This window comes from Microcystis sp. CS-574 (assembly GCF_028329095.1).
Classification (GTDB): Bacteria; Cyanobacteriota; Cyanobacteriia; order Cyanobacteriales; family Microcystaceae; genus Microcystis; species Microcystis ichthyoblabe_A.
This window is the reverse complement of sequence record NZ_JAQMSY010000052.1, coordinates 1-2901: the sequence shown is the minus strand read 5'-3', so window position 1 is coordinate 2901 and position 2901 is coordinate 1. Positions and strand designations below refer to the sequence as shown.

The window sequence follows — 2901 nt, the reverse complement described above, 5'->3', positions numbered from 1 at the left end:
ATATCCCAATCGATCGGAGGGCGCAAGCTTTGCGCCCCTACAGTAACGGATTTTGTCCACAATGTAGGGGCGAACTGCGTTCGCCCAAAAGGTACATTATCAAAGCGCAAGTCCCTTATGGCTTTTTGTCAACGGGGAAGTCCAGTTATTGAAAGATTAAATAATACCTTTCGACTAAGGATTTCTTGGCTGGTGAGAGAGAGTCTATCTTTCTCTAAAAAAATGGAGAATCACCTGGGGGAACCCTTTGGTATTTTATCCATGACCACAATGCACAGCAAGGCAAAGGATTAAGCCGCCATCACTAAGCTAAGACGCATTTAAAGCACTTATTCTTAAGATTAGCCGAATCTCCCCCAATCCCTTTACTGTTGCCTCTTGCCTCTTGCCTCTTGCCTCGTCTCAACAAGCAATTTAAATGCTTAACAGCTTACTACCGAATCACCACCAGAATTATGAATTGGGGAGCTTTTTTCAGTGAGCAGTGAACTGAAAACTCACATCTGCTCACTGCTCACTGATCACTGATTGCCTCCTATTGACACAAACGCTGATAAACTGTGGCTAAAGCTCGGACATCACCAACGTTACCCGGGAAAAGAACCACAGGTAAATTAGGAAAGAGGGGATGATCGGCTGCTGTACGGACCATGGAGACACCGGGGAGAATCTGACCGAGTAAACGGGCCGATTGCAGGCTTAAACCCGTACTTAAGACATCATTCGAGGTAATACCGCCTTTACTGATTAAAAAACTGATATCACTGGGTAAACCCTTAACAATGTCCATTAACAGGGTGGAGACGGCAACCCCAAAATCAAGGCGTTTCTGCACAGAAGCAAAGGTTAACTCTTGCCGACTGGTATAGATCACGGGGGTTTGTTTATTTTTGTGAATAAGCTTGACTTTTTCCAGAGCTTGTGCTAGGAGTTGCTCTCGTTGCTCAGGACGATCGCGCAATGTCGTCACATCGATTTCGACTCCGACGGTGTTGGGTTGTTGAAGCAGTTTATCTAATTGTTGGCTAGTTTTTTTGACGTGGGAACCGACGATAATTGCCCCGGCTTCCCCCGTGGGCTTATACTTACCCATAGATTCGGGTGCGATCGGTTGAGTTCCTAAATTAGCCAAAGAAGTTAAAATACTGGCGGCACTACGGAATAAAAATTTTTTTCCTTCCCCTGCGGCGGTTAAAATATCTTCAGCAAAGCGATCGAGATCCGCTTGAGTTTCCCCATCTACCACCCCACATTGATTATTTTTGAGCTTTTGCAGTCGTTCTAAACTACCTTGACGGATATCTGCCAGTAAAAATCTTTCCACATCATCTGCTTTAATTTTACCTTGCGTTTTCTCCTCCACATAATCCGGCAGATAACTATAGTGGTAGGCAAAAACCGAATCGCGAGCGAATTCCGTCTCGTGGACGGGAGTGGGAACGCCATCGATGATTAAATAGTGAATACTATCGCGAGTGATTCTCCCTCCCTCAAAAAAGGCTGGAATCAGGAAATGAGCATCAAAACCGCCCAATTCTTCGGCAATAACATCAGTTTCGATCGGATAATGCCCGCGCAGGGTAGAATCGGAACGACTAACCACCAAAAAATCCTCGATTCCCTCTTTAGTTAAGGCAGTTTTCAGGTTATGACAGACTTCTCTGGTGACAGACTCGGCTTTTTCGGGGGTTAAAGCGCGAGTATTGGTCAAAACAAAGAAAATTGGCGCATTATCTGCCAATCCCAAGCGGAGAGTATCTTCATCCCACCGCATCAATAACAGACAACTATGGACTGTTTGGGAACCTGTCGGGTCATCATCTAAGACTATAATTTTAGGTCTATTATTGCTCATATATTTTTTATCAGGATGGGAGGGACGGGGGAATTAAGAGAATCTGGTTAATAGTTTATCGGGTTCTGGTTCCCCATTAAAGTCGTCCCCTCCCTAAGCAACCGCTATCAATCTTGATCACAATCTGTCCAATATAGGATAAGCTATACCATGATTCATACAGTGACGAAGTTGAGCGCGGGAGACTTCCCTTTGAATACGTTAATCCACCCCACTGCGGTTATCCATCCGTCGGCAAAACTTGATCCCAAGGTTAAAGTTGGTCCCTATGCTGTGATCGGGGCCAATGTGGAAATTGAAGCTGATACAATTATTGATGCCCATGTGGTCATTGAAGGTCCGACCAAAATTGGCAAGGGTAATCATATTTTTTCTGGGGCTGTTATTGGTAATGAACCACAGGATTTAAAGTATAAAGGGGGCGAAAGTAGCGTAGAAATTGGTGATTATAACCAAATTCGCGAGTTTGTCACGATTAATCGCGCCACGGATACGGGAGAAGTTACCCAAATTGGCAGTAATAATTTGTTAATGGCCTATGTTCACGTTGCCCATAATTGTATTTTGCAAGATAACATTATTATCGCTAATAGTGTCGCCTTGGCTGGTCATGTTCAGATCGAATCAAAAGCAGTTATCGGGGGGGTTTTAGGAGTACATCAATTTGTTCATATTGGCAAAATGGCCATGTTAGGAGGAATGAGTCGTATTGATCGCGATGTTCCCCCTTTTACTTTAGTGGAAGGCAATCCCTGTCGCGTGCGAACTCTTAATTTAGTCGGTTTACAAAGGGCCGGTTTTACCGATGAAGATTTAGCTTTACTCAAAAAAGCTTTTCGGATTATCTATCGTTCTAATATAAATCTTCAGGAGGCTTTAGAACAAGTTTCTCTCTTAACCGATAACCCCCATGTTCAACATCTCTGTCAATTTTTACAATCCTCTACCACCGGAGAAAAACGTCGCGGTTTAATTCCGGGGAAATAATTTTTTTATTGAGGAACAGGGTGTGGAAAGTGGGGTGTGGGGTGTAGGGTGTGGGGTGT

At 44.1% G+C, this 2901-nt stretch carries 2 protein-coding genes; one reads left to right on the top strand and one right to left on the bottom strand.

Translation table 11 applies throughout. The features are described from left to right. Nucleotides 1-535 precede the first annotated feature (535 nt). Nucleotides 536-1855 carry a four-carbon acid sugar kinase family protein gene (locus PN470_RS03700; RefSeq protein WP_272103701.1) on the bottom strand — a complete coding sequence of 440 codons (1320 nt, stop codon included), beginning with the start codon at nucleotides 1853-1855 and terminating at the stop codon, nucleotides 536-538. A gap of 150 nt (nucleotides 1856-2005) precedes the next feature. Between PN470_RS03700 and lpxA the strand changes: the two genes are divergently transcribed. Further along, nucleotides 2006-2842 (top strand): acyl-ACP--UDP-N-acetylglucosamine O-acyltransferase, encoded by an 837-nt coding sequence (lpxA, locus tag PN470_RS03695; RefSeq protein ID WP_036401272.1) that lies wholly within the window; start codon nucleotides 2006-2008, stop codon nucleotides 2840-2842. Nucleotides 2843-2901 lie beyond the last annotated feature (59 nt).

Excerpts from the sequence above, each read along its gene's own strand:
- PN470_RS03700 (WP_272103701.1), bottom strand. The coding sequence starts at position 1,855 with ATGAGCAATAATAGACCTAAAATTATAGTCTTAGATGATGACCCGACA.
- lpxA (WP_036401272.1), top strand. The coding sequence starts at position 2,006 with ATGATTCATACAGTGACGAAGTTGAGCGCGGGAGACTTCCCTTTGAAT.